Genomic DNA, 14,776 nt, shown 5'->3' with positions numbered 1-14,776 from the left:
ATGGAAGCGCGCCTGGTGAGGATGGACGGCGGCGCCGCAGCGGCGACGCGCCAGTTGAAGGTGGGCGGCGTCACGCCGTTCAGCGCCACCGACTACCCCGGCCAGTTGTCGGCCGTGGTGTTCGTGCAGGGCTGCCCGTGGCGCTGCGGCTACTGCCACAATCCCCATCTACAGGCGCGCCCGGCAAACAGCCCGATGCCCTGGCAGCACGTGATGGCGCTGCTGGAGCGCCGCGTCGGCCTGATCGACGCGGTGGTGTTCAGCGGCGGCGAGCCGACCATCGACCCGGCGCTGGCCGGCGCCATGCGCCAGGCGCGCGCGCTCGGCTTCAAGGTCGGCCTGCACACCGCCTGCATCTACCCCGAGCGCCTGGCCGAGGTGCTGCCGCTGATCGACTGGGTCGGCTTCGACATCAAGGCGCCGTTCGCGCAGTACGCCGGCATCACCGGCGCGCCCGACAGCGGCGAGCAGGCGCAGGCCTGCGCCCGCTTGATCGTCGACAGCGGCGTCGACTACGAGTGCCGCACCACCATCCATCCGACCTTGCTGCGGCCGCGCGACATCGTCGCGCTGGCCGGCACGCTGGCCGGCATGGGCGTGACCAACTACGTGCTACAAGAATTCCGTCCGCAGGGTTGCAACGACGCCGCGCTCAAGGCCCACGCCCAGCCGGGCTACCCCGGCCACGACGTGGTGGCCCAGGTCGAGGCGCTGTTCCCCGCTTCACGCTGCGCCGGCCGCATTGACCCGGGACAGGATCTAGGGTCAGACCCTTGGGTCTGACCCTGGCTCTTCGCCGTTGGGATTCAACAGTCCCCTAAGCCGCCAACTCCTGCAACTCGCTCATCAAATGGCGTACCACCCGCTCGGCCTGTTCCGGGTCGAAGTCGGCGTGGTACTGCTTTTTCACCCCCATCTCCTGCAACAGCACGTGGCGCTCGGCGACGATGTCGTGGCGCGCCAGACAGTGCCGCACGCAGGCCAGCGCGCAGCCGTCGATGGCGACGATGCGCCGCCCCGACGCGGCCAGCCGCACCAGCGGCGCGACGTCGCCGCCGACGCCCGCGATGCAGGACATTTGCGCGGCGCCGCGCCGGTCCAGCTGCAGGGCGACGTGATTGGCCATCTGCGCCGCGCTGGAGCAGCCCGAGCAGGCATACACCAGAGGCAGTTCCACATTCGTGACGGCCATAGCTGATCCTTCGTATTTGGGGTAGAACAACTGTAACGCGCGGGCATCGGTCGAATCCTTGATTTGTATCAAAGAAACCGACCTTGGCCGAGTGTGACAATGGGCTCAACAACAACGCGAAAGCAAAAGGAAATCGAATGAGCACCATTGGCAATTACCTGGAACAGGACCACCAGAGCTGCGACGCGCGCTACGACAAGGCGGAGGCGCTGGTCAACCAAGGTGACTGGGACGCCGCCGGCGTCGAATTCGCCATTTTCCGCCGCCAGCTGGAAGGCCACCTGGCAATGGAGGAGCAGGTGATGTTCCCGGCGCTGGAGCAGGCCATGGGCAGCGCCAACGGCCCCACCGCCGTCATGCGTAGCGAACACAGCCATATGCGCGCCATCCTGCAGGACATGCACGTGGCCATTTCGCAGCTCGAGCAGGACGACTTCTTCGACCACGCCGACACCCTGCGCATGCTGATGCGCCAGCACAATCTGAAGGAGGAAGGCATCCTCTACCCGATGGCCGACCGCCTGCTGGAGGATGCGCAGGCCGCCGCCGTGTTGACGGCGATGGCGGAGATGGCCAAGTCCAGCCACCACGGCGCACCAGCCGAGCACACGCAACTGGAAGGAGTCGCATCATGAACGCACCCTACGACGACGCCAACAACGGCGAGTGGGAAGAAACCATACTCGACGTCGGCGGCCTGGCGCCGCCGGAGCCGATGGTGCGCGTGCTCGACGCGCTCGACCACCTCGGCCCGCAGCAGCGCCTGTGCGTGCTGATCGACCGCGAGCCGCATCCGCTGTACGGCATCCTGGAAAAGAACGGCTACGCCCACCGCACCACGGCGCGCGCCGACTACCGCTATGAAGTGCGCATCTGGGAACCGGTGCGCGGCGCCCTTCCGGGACAGGCGGAACGACCACTTTGAGCTCCGCGCCTGCCACGCCATCCGTACGACGCGTGCTGGCGTTCGACCGTAATCCGCCGCTGTCGGCGCCGCTGCGCTACTTCCTCAGCGCGCCGCTGTTCGCCGCCCTGGCCGCCGCCCTGCTGTTGTGGCAGGGCGGCGACGCGCTGGCCTCGCGCTGGTCGCCGGCCACGCTGGCCCTGACCCACCTGCTCACGCTGGGCTGCCTGACCATGACCATGGTCGGCGCCCTGCTGCAGATTTTGCCGGTGGTGGCCGGGGTGGCCCTGCCGCGCGCCGCCCTGACCACCGGCGTGGCCCATGTCGGCCTGTGCGCCGGCAGCCTGCTGCTGGCGGCCGGCTTCTGGCTGCAGCGCCCCGTGCTGTTCCAGCTGGCCGTGGCGACGCTGCTGCCGGCGCTGCTGACGCTGCTGGCGGCCTGCGCGCTGGGCCTGTGGCGCCACGCCGGCGAACTCAAACAACAGGCGCGCGGCGGCGCCAGCGCCACCGTCACCGGCATCCGCCTGGCGCTGGCCGCGCTGGCCGTCACCGTCACGCTGGGCGGCCTGCTGGCCGCCGCCTTCGCCTGGCCGGCCGGCTTCGCCCGCGGCGCGGCGAGTGTGGCGCGCGCCGCCACCACTTGGAGCGCCGCCCTATTCCCCGGCCCGGCGGGCGCCCCGCCGCTGCTCGCCCAATTCTCCGTGCTCGACCTGCTCGACCTGCACGTGGCCTGGGGGCTGCTGGGCTGGGTCGGCATACTGGTGGCCGGCGTCGCCTTCCAGGTGATTCCGATGTTCCAAGTCACCGAGCCGTATCCGCATCAGCTGACACGTTGGTTCGGCAGGCTGGCCTTCGCCCTGCTGGCCGTCTTGAGCCTGATGTATGGCCTGGGCGACGGCCTGCCACGGCTGACCGTCGCGCTGCTGCTGGCGGCCGTGTTCGCGCTGTTCGCGCTGACCACGGTATGGCTGCTGGCGCGGCGCAAGCGGCCGCGCGCCGAGCCCACCACCATCTTCTGGCGCTGCGCCATGGCCAGCCTGCTGGCGGCGCTGCTGGTCTGGCTGCTGCCCTACGCGCCGACGGCGCGGCCGCTGGCGCTGGGCGTGTTGATGATCGTCGGCTTCGGCCTGTCGTCGATCAACGGCATGTTGTACAAGATCGTGCCCTTCCTGGTTTGGTATCACCTGCAGGCGACGCCGGCGCGGGCCGCCGGCCAGGTGCCGGGCGTGAACCGCATCATCCCCGAGCGCCACGCGCGCTGGCAGCTGGGCCTGCATCTACTGGCGCTGGCCCTGCTGCTGGCCGCCTGCTACCAGCCGGCGCTGTTGGCGCGGCCGGCGGCGGCGCTGCTGTGCGCCTCGTGTTTGGCCTTGTGGTGGAATCTGTTCGCGGCGGTGCGCTTGTACGGCCGCTTGAACGCGGTGGCGCCGAAGGCCGCCGCGCGCGCCTGCGCATAAGCCGCTAGTCGCGGCAGCGCAGCACGGCGGCGCCGTCGAAGTCGCCGGCGCGCAGCGCGTCGAGCGCCTTCTGCGCGTCGCGCAGGGCGAACGCGGTGGTGCGGGTGCGCAGCGGCAGCTCGGCGGCGATGCGGAAGAAGGCCTCGCCGTCGGCCCGCGTCAGGTTGGCGACGGAACGCACGCTGCGCTCGCCCCACAACAAGGCATAAGGAAAAGCGGGAATGTCGCTCATGTGGATGCCGGCGCAGACCACGCTGCCGCCCTTGGCCACGTCGCCCAGCGCCTTCGGCAGCAGCGCGCCGTTGGCGGCGAAGATGATGGCGGCGTCGAGATCGTCCGGCGCCATCTCGTCCGAGCCACCGGCCCAGACGGCGCCCAGTTCGCGGGCGAAGTTCTGCGAGCGCACATCGCCCGGACGGGTGAAGGCGTACACCTCGCGGCCTTGGTGGCGCGCCACCTGGGCGATGATATGGGCGGCCGCGCCGAAGCCGTACAGGCCGAGGCGCTTGCCCGGCCCCGCCATGGCGTAGGCGCGGTAGCCGATCAGGCCGGCGCACAACAGCGGCGCCACCTGCTCGTCGTCGTAACGCTCGGGCAGCCGGAACACATAGCGCGCATCGGCCACCATGTATTCGGCATAGCCGCCGTCGCGGTCGTAGCCGGTGAAGCTGGCGTGGTCGCACAGGTTCTCGCGCGCGTCGCCGCAGTAGGCGCAATGGCCGCAGCTGCCGCCCAACCAGGCGACGCCGACCCGCTCGCCGACGGCGAAGCCGGACGTCTCGCGTCCGGCCTGCACCACGTGGCCGACCACCTCGTGCCCCGGAATCAGCGGCAGGCGGTGCAGCGGCAGCTCGCCGTCGACCAGATGCAGGTCGGTGCGGCAGACGCCGCATACGCTGACCCGCAACAGCAACTCGTGCGCGGCCGGCTGGGGAATCGCCACGCGCCGCATGGCCAGGCCAAGCCCGGGCTGTTCCAAGCGCAGCGCGGTCATGCTGCGGTCCGACGGCAGGCTGAGCTGGCTATGCATGTGCGTGCCTATGTGGCCGATCAGAGCATCTGGTCGACTTTGAGGAAGTACTTGCGGGCGTATTTGAGCAACTGGCCGTCGGTCGGATGGTCGACCGTCTCGACACCCATCACGCACTTGGCGACGCCGTGGTGGTGCTGCTCCAGGTGCTTCATGAAAGCCTGCTTTTCCAGACCGGGGCCGACCAGCAGAATCTCGCGGGCACCGTCCAAGGCGCTGGCGACGGCGTTGAAGTAGTGGGTACTCTCGGCGGTGTTGGCGTTGGATTTGTTGTGCGGGTGGCTGGAATGGGTCTTGATGACCTCGGTTTCGGCCGCTTCGGGATTGAAGTGGATGACGTGGGCTTGTGCGTGGTCGATCCAGGCAACAACATGGTTTGATAACATTAACAATCTCCGTGGTAGCGCCAGCAACTCTGGCCATTCAATGTAACGTGCGCCACCCGGTAAGTCACCGGGTGCGTTTGATGCAGATCAAAATTTCCGGGAAAATGCCCGCATGAACCTTGCGCTAGCGCAGGATCAACACCGGCACCGTGCTGTGCGCCAGCACCTTGCTGCATTCGCTGCCCAGCAGCAGCGCCTTGACGCCGCGATAGCCGTGCGAGGCCATCGCGATCAGGTCGCACTGGCGCTGGGCGGCCTGCTTGAGGATGCACTCCCAGGGCTGGTCGCCGCTCAGGTACACGGTGTCGCAGGGCACGCCGGCGGCGGCGGCGGCCTGCTCGACCTCGGCCAGGAAGCGCTGCGCGCGCTGCTCGCACTCGCGCTCGTAGCTCAGGCGCACGTCCTCCAGCTTGTCCGGCTGGTAGGCGAAGACGTGGAACTCGGGCAGCACGTGCAGCCCGGTGATGCGGGCGCCGATGCTGGCGGCCAGCTCGACGCCCTGTTTGAGCGCCCGCGCCGACGCCGGCGAGCCGTCCACCGGCAGCAGGATGTGGCGGAACGCCGGACTCTGTGGCTTGGTTTGCTTCGCTTCCATGGCATTCTCCTAATTGACCGACTGCGGCGCTGGCGCCGCAGTCGGCGCGTTCGTTTCGGCCTGCACCAGGCGGCGCAGGATCTTGCCGACCGCCGACTTGGGCAGCGGCTGTTCACGGAACACCACGTACTTCGGCACCTTGTAGCCGGTCAGGTTGCGCTTGCAGTGGGCCAGCAGGGTGTCGGCGTCGAGCGTGGCGTCCTGGCGCAGCACGACCAGCTTGACCACCTCGCCGGAGCGCTCGTCGGCGGCGCCGACGGCCACCGCCTCGAGCACGCCGGGACAGGCGACGGCGACGTCCTCGACCTCGTTGGGGAATACCTTGAAGCCGGAGACGATGATGACGTCCTTTTTGCGGTCGAGCAGCTTGACGTAGCCGCGCGGGTCCATCACGCCGATGTCGCCGGTGCGCAGCCAGCCGTCGGCGGTGAGCACGGCGGCGCTGTCGTCGGGCCGCTTCCAGTAGCCGCGCATCACCTGCGGGCCGCGCACGGCGATCTCGCCGACCTCGCCCTGCGCCAGCTCGCCGCCGTCGTCGTCGAGGATGGCCACCTCGGTCGACGGCAGCGGCAGGCCGATGCTGCCGGTGTACTCGGCCAGGTCGAGCCGGTTGGCGGTGGCGATCGGCGAGGACTCGGTCAGGCCGTAGCCCTCGACGATGGGCGCGCCGAACACGTCCTGCCACTTGTCGGCGACCACGCGCTGCACCGCCATGCCGCCGGCGATGGTCAGCTTGAGGCGGTGCTCGGCCGCCTGCGCGATGCCGGGCGTGTTGAGCAGCGCCTTGAACAGCGTGTTGACGCCGATGATGGCGCTGGCCTTGGTGTGGCGCAGCAGGTGGACGAAGCCGGGCATGTCGCGCGGGTCGGTCACCAGCACGCTGTTGGCGCCCAGGTGGAGGAAGGTGAGCATGCCCATCAGCGCGAAGACGTGGTACAGCGGCAGCGGCAGGATCGCCGTCTCCTCGCCGTCCCGCATCACGTTGCCGATCCAGGCGGAGGTCTGCAACACGTTGGCCACCAGGTTGGCGTGGCTCAGCATGGCGCCCTTGGGCGTGCCGGTGGTGCCGCCGGTGTACTGCAGGAAGGCCAGGTCGTCCGGCGCCAGCGCCACCGGCCGCAGGGCGACGCGCTCGCCCTCGTGCAGCGCCTTGGGCAGCGGCCGAGCCTCGGCCATGTGCCAGTCCGGCACCATGTGGCGCACATGGCGCAGCACGAAATTGGTCAACTGGGCGCGCGGGAAGTTCAGCAGGTCGCCGACCTGGCTGGTGATCACGCTGCGCAGCGCGCTGCTGTGCACCACCTGCTCGAGCGTGTGGGCGAAGTTCTCCAGCACCACGATGCAGCTGGCGCCGGAGTCGTTCAGCTGGTACAGCAGCTCGCGCCCGGTGTACAAGGGGTTGGTGTTGACCACCACGCCGCCGGCGCGCAGCACGCCGAACAGCACCACCGGGTACTGCAGCAGGTTGGGCAGCATGATGGCGACCCGCTCGCCCTTGAGCAGGCCGACGTCGTGCTGCAGGTAGCCGGCGAAGCGGCGCGACAGCGTGTCCAGCTCGGCGTAGGTGATGCTGCTGCCCTGGTTGCTGAAGGCGACATGCTGCGGGAAGCGGGCGCAGGCGGCGTCCAGCATGTCGATGAGGTTGGCGAAGCGGTGCACATCGACCTCGAACGGTATGCCGGCGGGGTAGCTGTCCAGCCAAAGCTTGTCGCTTGCTTGCTTCCTTGCTTGATCCATGGCGCGCTCCATTGTTATTGTTTTGTCTCGTTCCCCACTATGCGACGGTAGGTGCGAATATTTAATGATCCAGATCAAATTACGGTATAAATCGTTTCCCTGTTGCGCAGGGCGCTCGGGGAGCCACTTTTTGGGTCCGAATTGCTGACGGGCGTTTTGATCTATGTCAAAGTAGCGGGGATTGCCCCCGCCTATAGTGGGTCACTCCCCAACAAAAGGTTCCCATGACGAGCGACGACGACAGCGCCAGCCCCTCGGCCCCTGTGCCGCTGTCGCTGGTCGACCGCGCCTGGCTGCGCATGGACCGGCCCAGCAACCTGATGATGATCTGCGGCGTGATGATGTTCGCCGCGCCCCTGTCGCTGGCGCGGCTCAAGCAGACCATCGCCGAGCGCCTGCTGTGCTTCCACCGCTTCCGCCAGCGCGTCGTCAAGGTCGACGGCGTGCCCTGCTGGCAGACCGACGCCGCCTTCGCGCTGGACTGGCACGTGCGCCGCGTCGCCCTGCCGGCGCCCGGCGGCGGCGCCGAGTTGGCCGACGTGGCCAGCGACTTGATCAGCACCGCGCTCGACCCGGACAAGCCGATGTGGCAGTTCCACCTGCTCGACGGCGCCGACGGCAGCTGCGCGCTGGTGCTGCGCATCCACCACTGCTACGGCGACGGCTTCGCGCTCAGCCATGTGATGGCCTGCCTGACCGACCTCGACCCGGCCCGGCCGTCGCTGCCGGCGGCCGACCCCGACGCCGACGCCGAGCTGCGGCCGCACAGCGCGCTCGAACGCATCCTCGGCCAGGCCGGCGAGAGCGCCGGCGACGCCGTCCGCCTGGCCGGCGCCCTGCTCGGCGCCGGCCTGGACTGGGCCGGCAACCCGGCCCGCGCGCGCGGCCAGCTGGCGGCGGGGCTGGACTACGCGCGCCAGTTGGCGGCGATCGCCGCCATGACGCAGGACGCGCCGACCCGGCTCAAGGGGCCGCTGGGCGGCATGAAGCGGGTCGCCTGGGCCGCGCCGCTGGCGCTGGCCGAGGTGAAGGCGGTGGCGGCGGCGCACGGCTGCTCGGTCAACGACGTGCTGGTGGCCTGTGTGGCCGGCGCGCTGCGCGGCTATCTGCTGCAACAGGGCGACGCGGTGGCCGGCGTCGAGGTGCGCGCGCTGGTGCCGGTCAACCTGCGTCCGCCCGGCCCGCTGACCGAGCTGGGCAACCACTTCGGCCTGGTGTTCCTGCCGCTGGCGCTCGGCATCGACGATCCGGTGCGGCGGCTGCGCGCGGTGGGCGCGGCGATGCAGCACTTGAAGGGCTCGCGCCAGGCGCCGGCCGCGCTGGGCATCCTGTATGGGCTGGGACTGGCGCCGGAGGCGATCAAGGAGGGCACGGTGCGCGCGCTGGCGGCCAACGCCAGCCTGGTCATCACCAATGTGCACGGCACGCCGGAGGCGCGCTACCTGGCCGGCCAGCGCATCGCCCGCCAGCTGTTCTGGGTGCCGCAGTCGGGCGGCATCGGCCTGGGCGTGAGCATTTTGAGCTACGCCGGCCAGGTCGACTTCGGCATCGTCAGCGACCTGGCCCGCGTGCCCGACCCGGACGCGCTGGCGCAGCGCTGCGTCGACGAGTTCCACACCCTGCTGATGAACACCTTGATGGGGCCGGCGGCGGCGAAATAGAAAAGGCCCGGCCGCCGCGCCGCCGGGGTGGCGTGCGCGGCGGCCGGGGCCGCAGGGTCGGTCGAGTTGATCCGCTCACATGGCCGGATCGACGGCTCAGTTGAGCGCGCTGGCCGGGCCGAAGAACTCGTAATAGGTCTGCGCCTCGGGCACGCCGAGCTCCTTCAGGTGGCCCTTGACGGCGCGCATGAACGGCAGCGGGCCGAGGAAGTAGGCGTCGACGTCGCGCGTGGCCGGCAGCCAGGCGGCCAGTTGCTCGCGGTCGAGCAGGCCGACCGCGTCCGGCTGGGCGCCGCCCTCGCTGGCCTCGGCGTAGCAGTAGTGGCGCGTCAGCTGGGCGTGGCGCTGCGCCAGGCGGTCGATCTGGCCACGGAAGGCGTGCACGCCGGCGTGGCGCGCGGCGTGGATGAAGTGCACCGGCCGGCCCGTCTTCAGCGCCGCGCCCAACATGGCGATGGTCGGCGTGATGCCGACGCCGCCGCTGATCAGCACCAGCGGCCGCTCGCCGTCGCGCAGGGTGAAGTCGCCCGACGGCGGGAACAGCTCGACGGTGTCGCCCAGCGCCAGCGCGTGCAGGTGGTTGGAGACCTTGCCGCCCTCCTCGCGCTTGACGCTGATGCGGTAGTCGCGGCCGTTGCTGACATCGGACAGCGAATACTGGCGGCGCATCTCGGCGCCGTCGACCAGCACGCGCAGGCCGATGTACTGGCCGGGCGCGAAGTCGAGCACCGCGCCGCCGTCGGCCGGCTTGAGCACGAAGGAGGTGATCTCGCTGCTCTCCTCGGTCTTCTCGGCGACCATGAACCGGCGCGCGCCGCGCCAGCCGCCCACCGCCGCCTCCTGCCGTGCGTAGACGCCGGCCTCCTGGCCGATCAGCAGGTCGGCCAACTGGCCGTAGGCGGCGCCCCAGGCCTCGATCACCGCGTCGCTCGCCACCTCGGCGCCGAGCACCTCGCGGATCGCCTTGAGCAGGCTGGCGCCGACCATCGGATAGTGCTCCGGCAGGATCTGCAGCGCGACGTGCTTGTTGACGATGGCCGAGGCCAGCGGGCCGAGTTCCTCCAGGCGGTCGATGTTCTTGGCGTACATCAGGATGCCGTTGGCCAGCGCGCGCTGCTGGGCGCCGTTCTGCTGGTGGGCCTGGTTGAACAGCGGCGCCACCTGGGGGAAATCGGCGAACAGTTTCAGGTAGAAGTGGCGGGTCAGCGCCTCGCCGCCCTGCTCCAGGATGGGGACGGTGGCGGTGACGATGGCGCGGTGTTCGGTCGACAGCATGGTGTGTTTCCTTTCATGTGGGGAGGCACACATTTTAACATGTATTTCACATGCATGTTAACGGCCGCGCAATTTGCGTGCGGATGCGGCCGTTTCGGATTGACTTTGTGCGGTCAAACACATACATTCACGGTGTTTTCATTTTATGGAGCCCCGTCATGGGCAGTTGTTCAGGTGATTGTAGTGGCCAGCGCCTAGCTGGCACCGCCGGAACAAGATAAACGCAGAACCCTTCTTCTGCCGTCATCTTGCTCCACGCGGATGATGGCGTCCCCCCGGGCCGGAGCACCTCCGCCCCGCCGATGCTGCAAGCTTCTCAGTCCTAGTTTCGCCCCACGTGCCTGGCGCGCCGGCTTTCCCGTGCGCCTACGCCATGTGGAAGCGCGCCTTGTCGCCAAGGCGTCACGGCGGGCTGTCAGGGTGCGAGGCCTAGCGTCGTTCGTCAGTATCACTACGCCACAAGTCAAACACGTCGTGCCCGCCCCCACCGGCAGGCGCTTGATCACGACCGGATGCGCCTCGGCCATCCCTTGTAGCGAGAATTAGTATGGAAAAATCGTTCTTCCCCTTCGCCGGCCTCATGGCCGTCCTTCCCCTGCGCAGCTGGGCGAAAAAACTCGGCCCCGGCCTGATCACCGGCGCCGCCGACGACGACCCGAGCGGCATCGCCACCTATTCGCAGGCCGGCGCCCAGTTCGGCCTGAACCTGTTGTGGACCATGTTCTTCACCTACCCGCTGATGGTCGGCATCCAGATCATCAGCGCGCGCATCGGCCGCGTCACCGGCAAGGGGCTGGCGGGCAACATCCGCCTGCACTACCCGCGCGCCCTGCTGTATGCCATCGTCGGCCTGCTGTTGGTGGCCAACACCATCAACATCGCCGCCGACGTCGCCGCCATGGGCGACGCGCTGGCCCTGCTGGCCGGCGGCCCGGCCCATTTGTACGCCGCCGGCTTCGGCATCGTCTCGCTGCTGCTGCAGGTGTTCGTGCCCTACAGCCGCTACGTGCGCCTGCTCAAATGGCTGACCCTCGGCCTGCTGGCCTATGTCGGCGTGGTGTTCGCCGTGCAGATCTCCTGGCCGCAGGTGGGCCTGGCCATTGTCGCGCCCAAGCTGGAATGGAACGCCGCCACCATCACCACCGTGGTCGCCGTGTTCGGCACCACCATCAGCCCCTACCTGTTCTTCTGGCAGGCCTCGCAGGAGGTCGAGGAGCTCGAGGCCGCGCCCGGCCGGCTGCCGTTGATCGTCGCGCCGGAGCAGGCCCGCGCCGGCTTTCGCCGCATCCGCATCGACACCGCGCTCGGCATGGGCTTCTCCAACCTGGTGGCCTTCTTCATCATCCTGACCACCGCCGTGACCTTGCACGCCCACGGCGTCGACACCATCCAGACCTCGGCCGACGCCGCCATGGCGCTGCGCCCGATCGCCGGCGAGTTCGCCTTCCTGCTGTTCGCCGCCGGCATCATCGGCACCGGCCTGCTGGCCGTGCCGGTGCTGGCCGGCTCGGCCGCCTACGCCATGGCCGGCGCCTTCGATTGGAAAAAGGCTGGAGCACAAACCGCACATGGCCAAGCGCTTCTACGCCATCATCGCCTTCTCCACCCTGGCCGGCGTGGCGCTCGGCTTCATGCCGATCGACCCGATCAAGGCGCTGTACTGGAGCGCCGTGGTCAACGGCGTGATCTCGGTGCCGATCATGGCCGTGATGATGTTGATGAGCGCCCGCGTCGCCGTCATGGGCCGCTTCGTCATCACCCGCCGGCTGAAGTGGCTGGGCTGGCTGGCCACCGGCGCCATGGCGCTCGCCGTGCTGGCCATGTTCGCCACCCTGGGCCAGGGCTAAGGCGTAGAGCGAAGCTGCTGCCGGCGCCGGACAGAAAGGCCCCGTACGGTCCGCCGTGGCATGGCGCGGCGCGCCGGCGCCACGTGTGCGTTTGGCGCCCACAAGCTGGCGCCAAGGCTGGCAAAATTGACAAGACCGCCTTAAAATAGGCAGCTCCCCCGGCGCCCGCCACAGCGGCGCCACGCGGCAAACGCCGCGCAGCCGCAGCGTCTTGCAGAAGGATCGTCAATGAGCCTGGCCGATGCTATCGCCGTCCTGTCTTTGATCGTGCTGAGTGGCCTTGGCTTGGCGCTGTGGCGCTTCCAGCGCCAATGCCTGACGCTGTCGGCGCAACAGAGCGCCGCCCTGCGCACGCTGCATACGCAACTTGCCCAACAATTCGCGCAACTGAGCGAACAATTCATACGGCACACGGCCCGTCAAAGCGACTTCAACGCGGCGCAATTGGCCGCCGACGAGGCGCTGCGCGCCGACTTCACCGCCCTCGGCCAAGAACTGCGCCAGCAAAGCCTGGAGCAGCTGGCCGCCGCATTGGGCGACATCATCGCCGACTTCAACCAACGCATCGTCGAGCAGTTCAATCTCCAGCTGCGCACCTTGTCCGACATGGTGGCCGTCAACCTGGACCTGCACGACAAGCAGCGCAACGAGCAGATGGAGACCATGCACCACACCCGCCGCCTGGCCGAGCAGGTCGAGCGCGGCACCCAGTCCTTCCGCGAGCTGCTGGCCGACAGCGCGGCGCTGGCCGGCATCGGCGAACAACTGCGGCAGGGTTTGGAGATGATCACGCCGCGCCAGGAGGGGCTGGAGACGGCGGCGCAGCGGCAGGAGCTGGCCTTGCAGCAGTCCGCCGAGGCGCTGGCGACGCTGCGCCAACAACTGGGCGACTTCGAGGCCCAGTTGTTGGCGCAGGGCAAGCGCGCGCTCGACCAAAGCGGCGCCCGCGCCGTGCAGAACAGCGCGCTGCAAAAAGAGATGAGCGACAACTTGAACAAGTCGCTGGCCGCGCTCGGCAAGCAGTTGGCCGCCGTGCAAACGAAGCTCAGCGCCGACATGGCGCCGATCGGCGAACTACAGCGCCGCGTCGCCGAACTCGCCAAACGCAAGTAGCGGCGTCAGATCGTGGCCTCTAGCCGGGGTCAGTCTAGCCGGGGTCAGTAGCCGGGGTCAGTGCCGACATTCAGACACGACCTCAACCATTGCCCCTGCCGCTTAGCCCAATACCGCTGAGTCTGTGTCCGAATGTCGGCACTCGACCCCGACTGTTGAGCTCGCGTCTGAGCTTAGGCGGCGCGGGTGCCGGTCGCCAGGGCGAGGATGCGCGCCAGCTCGTTGTGGCGCTCGATCACCAGCGGCAGGTCCACCGTGCACAATTGGCCGTCGCGCACCACCACCTTGCCGTTGATGATGCTGTGCGAGACGTTGGCCGGCGTGCAGAACACCAGCGCCGCCACCGGATCGTGCAGCGCGCCGGCAAAGCCGATCTGGTCCAGCTTGAACATGACGATGTCGGCCGCCATGCCCGGCTTGAGCGCGCCGATGTCGTCGCGGTTCAACACCTTGGCGCCGCCCAGGGTGGCCACCTCCAGCGCTTGGCGCGCCGTCATCGCGTCCGGGCCAAAACCTACCCGTTGCAGCAACATAGCCTGGCGCACTTCGCCCAGCATGTGGCCCGAGTCGTTCGAGGCGCAACCGTCCACCCCCAACCCGACCGCCACGCCGGCGTCGATCATCTTGCGCACCGGCGCGATGCCCGAGGCCAGCCGCATGTTCGAGCACGGGCAGTGGGCGATGCCGGTGCCGGTGCGGCCGAACATGTAGATGCCGTCGTCGTCCAACTGCACGCAGTGGGCGTGCCAGACGTCCGGGCCGACCCAGCCGCAGTCCTCGGCGTACTCGGCCGGCGTCATGTTGAACTTCTCGCGGCTGTAGGCGATGTCGTTGGCGTTCTCGGCCAGGTGGGTGTGCAGCGACACGCCAAAGCTGCGCGCCATGCCGGCCGCCTCCTTCATCAAATCGCGCGAGACGGAAAACGGCGAGCACGGCGCGACGACGATGCGCTGCATGGCGTAGCGGCCGCTGTCGTGGTAGCTCTCGATCAGGCGCTGGGTGTCCTTGAGGATCGCCGCCTCGCTCTCGACCACGCAATCGGGTGGCAGGCCGCCCTTCGACTGCCCCACGCTCATCGCGCCGCGCGCGGCGTGGAAGCGCATGCCGATCTGGCGCGCCGCCGCGATGCTGTCGTCCAGCTTGCAGTCGTTCGGGTAGATATACAGGTGGTCGCTGCTGGTGGTGCAGCCGGACAGGATCAGCTCGGACATCGCCGTCAGCGTCGACACGTGCACCATTTCTGCGTTCAGGTTGGCCCAGATCGGGTACAGATTGGTCAGCCAATTGAACAGCTCGCCGTTCTGCGCCGCCGGGATCACCCGCGTCAGGCTCTGGTACATATGGTGGTGGGTGTTGATCAGCCCCGGCAACACGACGTGGTTGGCGGCGTCGATGATGTCGTCGGCCTGCTGCGGCAGCTCGGCCGTGCTGCCGACCTGGACGATCACATTGTCGCGGATGAGGACGGCGCCGTCGGCGATTTCGCGCCGCTCGTCGTCCATGGTCACCAGCACGCGGGCATTCTTGATCAATAGGGTCTTAGTCATTTTGTGTGTAGAAGAAAAGGAATGAAAAAACA

Annotated in this window: 13 protein-coding genes and 1 pseudogene; 7 read left to right on the top strand and 7 right to left on the bottom strand. The window is 68.6% G+C overall.

Annotated elements, in window-relative coordinates; translation table 11 throughout:
- Nucleotides 1-783: an anaerobic ribonucleoside-triphosphate reductase activating protein gene (locus QC826_RS11910; RefSeq protein ID WP_279765810.1), complete on the top strand. Its 783-nt coding sequence runs from the start codon at nt 1-3 to the stop codon at nt 781-783.
- Between the two features lie 34 nt (nt 784-817).
- Here QC826_RS11910 and QC826_RS11905 read toward each other — a convergent pair whose 3' ends face one another.
- A complete protein-coding gene (locus QC826_RS11905; RefSeq protein WP_279765809.1) occupies nt 818-1,192 on the bottom strand; it encodes a putative zinc-binding protein in 375 nt (124 codons plus the stop codon).
- Nucleotides 1,193-1,329: 137 nt separating this feature from the next.
- On the opposite strand from QC826_RS11905, the gene QC826_RS11900 reads away from it, so the two are divergent.
- From QC826_RS11900 to QC826_RS11890, 3 genes are read left to right on the top strand one after another with little or no spacing between them, the layout of a single operon-like run.
- Nucleotides 1,330-1,827, top strand: a complete 498-nt coding sequence (locus tag QC826_RS11900) for a hemerythrin domain-containing protein (RefSeq protein ID WP_279765808.1) — start codon at nt 1,330-1,332, stop codon at nt 1,825-1,827.
- Nucleotides 1,824-2,117, top strand: coding sequence for a DUF2249 domain-containing protein (locus tag QC826_RS11895; protein ID WP_279765807.1), 294 nt, complete (start codon nt 1,824-1,826; stop codon nt 2,115-2,117). The genes QC826_RS11900 and QC826_RS11895 overlap by 4 nt, the downstream gene beginning before the upstream one ends.
- 32 nt (nt 2,118-2,149) lie before the next feature.
- On the top strand, nt 2,150-3,553 hold the full coding sequence (locus QC826_RS11890) for a permease (RefSeq protein ID WP_279765806.1): 1,404 nt from the start codon (nt 2,150-2,152) through the stop codon (nt 3,551-3,553).
- 4 nt (nt 3,554-3,557) lie between these two features.
- On the opposite strand, the gene QC826_RS11885 is transcribed toward QC826_RS11890, so the two are convergent.
- The 4 genes from QC826_RS11885 to QC826_RS11870 all read right to left on the bottom strand — a co-directional run bounded on the left by QC826_RS11885 (nt 3,558) and on the right by QC826_RS11870 (nt 7,301).
- Entirely contained in the window at nt 3,558-4,547 is a 990-nt protein-coding gene (locus tag QC826_RS11885) for a zinc-dependent alcohol dehydrogenase family protein (RefSeq protein WP_409567873.1), read from the bottom strand.
- Nucleotides 4,548-4,603: 56 nt separating this feature from the next.
- Nucleotides 4,604-4,969 (bottom strand): translational machinery protein, encoded by a 366-nt coding sequence (locus tag QC826_RS11880; RefSeq protein WP_093390704.1) that lies wholly within the window; start codon nt 4,967-4,969, stop codon nt 4,604-4,606.
- Nucleotides 4,970-5,093: 124 nt separating this feature from the next.
- Nucleotides 5,094-5,564, bottom strand: a complete 471-nt coding sequence (locus QC826_RS11875) for a universal stress protein (protein ID WP_279765805.1) — start codon at nt 5,562-5,564, stop codon at nt 5,094-5,096.
- Between the two features lie 9 nt (nt 5,565-5,573).
- Nucleotides 5,574-7,301: an AMP-binding protein gene (locus QC826_RS11870; RefSeq protein ID WP_279765804.1), complete on the bottom strand. Its 1,728-nt coding sequence runs from the start codon at nt 7,299-7,301 to the stop codon at nt 5,574-5,576.
- 224 nt (nt 7,302-7,525) lie between these two features.
- Between QC826_RS11870 and QC826_RS11865 the strand changes: the two genes are divergently transcribed.
- Complete coding sequence (locus tag QC826_RS11865) at nt 7,526-8,962, top strand: WS/DGAT/MGAT family O-acyltransferase (RefSeq protein WP_279765803.1); 1,437 nt, start codon at nt 7,526-7,528, stop codon at nt 8,960-8,962.
- Nucleotides 8,963-9,058: 96 nt separating this feature from the next.
- Here the strand turns inward: QC826_RS11865 and hmpA are convergent, their stop codons facing one another.
- Nucleotides 9,059-10,237 (bottom strand): NO-inducible flavohemoprotein, encoded by a 1,179-nt coding sequence (hmpA, locus tag QC826_RS11860; RefSeq protein WP_279765802.1) that lies wholly within the window; start codon nt 10,235-10,237, stop codon nt 9,059-9,061.
- A gap of 580 nt (nt 10,238-10,817) precedes the next feature.
- Between hmpA and QC826_RS11855 the strand changes: the two are divergent.
- Nucleotides 10,818-12,084 (top strand): annotated as a pseudogene (locus QC826_RS11855) (NRAMP family divalent metal transporter).
- Between the two features lie 228 nt (nt 12,085-12,312).
- Nucleotides 12,313-13,197: a hypothetical protein gene (locus QC826_RS11850; protein WP_279765801.1), complete on the top strand. Its 885-nt coding sequence runs from the start codon at nt 12,313-12,315 to the stop codon at nt 13,195-13,197.
- Nucleotides 13,198-13,370: 173 nt separating this feature from the next.
- Here QC826_RS11850 and QC826_RS11845 read toward each other — a convergent pair whose 3' ends face one another.
- A complete protein-coding gene (locus tag QC826_RS11845) occupies nt 13,371-14,744 on the bottom strand; it encodes an 8-oxoguanine deaminase (protein ID WP_279765800.1) in 1,374 nt (457 codons plus the stop codon).
- Nucleotides 14,745-14,776: the final 32 nt, after the last annotated feature.

Source organism: Rugamonas sp. DEMB1, from assembly GCF_029834475.1.
Lineage (GTDB): Bacteria > Pseudomonadota > Gammaproteobacteria > Burkholderiales > Burkholderiaceae_D > Rugamonas > Rugamonas rubra.
The sequence above is the reverse complement of the archived record's forward strand: the minus strand, read 5'-3'. Positions and strand labels throughout refer to the sequence as shown.